The organism is Flavobacterium sp. (genome assembly GCF_027531705.1).
In the GTDB taxonomy this organism is placed as follows: domain Bacteria; phylum Bacteroidota; class Bacteroidia; order Flavobacteriales; family Flavobacteriaceae; genus Flavobacterium.
This window is the reverse complement of the sequence record NZ_JAPZSP010000040.1, coordinates 1-1,009: the sequence shown is the minus strand read 5'-3', so window position 1 is coordinate 1,009 and position 1,009 is coordinate 1. Positions and strand designations below refer to the sequence as shown.

Genomic DNA, 1,009 nt, shown 5'->3' with positions numbered 1-1,009 from the left:
AGAATGGAGAGATGAATTATTTCAAGAAATACAACCTTCTTCTAAAAAATTAATACCTGGAGCAAGAGCTTTTGTTAAGCCAAAAATGAAGAAAAAATAAAAACTTCTGCTATTAGCGGTTTCAAGAAATGGAGTGGCACGGGATTTATCTGAAATGGTAAAGGTTTTTAATTTAAAGTTTTGTTTATATTTGTGAAGACTTGGTCTTGGTTCATCGCCACTTCTTCAAGTTGTATAACGTAAGCTGTAATACTAATAAACAACTTCGATAAAATATGCCTAAAATTTACTCGCTTTCAATTTCAAACTTTAAAGGTATTAGTGATTTTCACCAAATATTTGGTCTAACAAACTTTGTTTGTCTTATTGGTCGTGGCGATTCAGGCAAATCAACTATACTAGAAGCTATTAACTTGGTGTTATCTTCCAATTGGAATGTTACATTCTCTGACAATGACTTTCATAATCAAAATATTGAAAAACCAATAGAAATAACAGCAACATTATATGACTTGCCTGAGAGTCTTTTAAAAGAGAGTAAGTATGGATTATATTTGAGAGGTATTAATTTTAGTACGAACGTTATTAATGATGAAGTTCAACAAAATGACATACCATCAATTACTATAAAATTAGTAGTAAATAAATCATTAGAGCCTATATGGTTTGTCACAAATGAAAGGGAACAACTGGATATAGAAATTAAATCTTCAGATAGATCTAAATTTAATACATTTTTTGTGTCAGATTACATTGATAGACATTTTTCTTGGACTAAAGGTTCTCCATTATTTACATTGTTAAAAGCAGATGATTCTGCAATTAATGCAAATGAATTAATACTTGAAACAATAAGAGAAGCTAAAAGTAAAATTGACTCTAGTGCTTTTCCTGATTTGCAAAATGTCATTGATAATATTAAAAATATTGCTGAAAAATTTGGTGTTAATTTATCTAAAATAAACACTACCATTGATTTTAGAGATATTGTTATTAAAGAAGGCAAAAT

At 28.4% G+C, this 1,009-nt stretch carries 1 protein-coding gene; it reads left to right on the top strand.

From position 1 onward, the window contains the following. Positions 1–275: 275 nt before the first annotated feature. A partial coding sequence (locus O9267_RS13795) for an AAA family ATPase (protein WP_298180566.1) occupies positions 276–1,009 on the top strand: 734 nt, incomplete at its 3' end.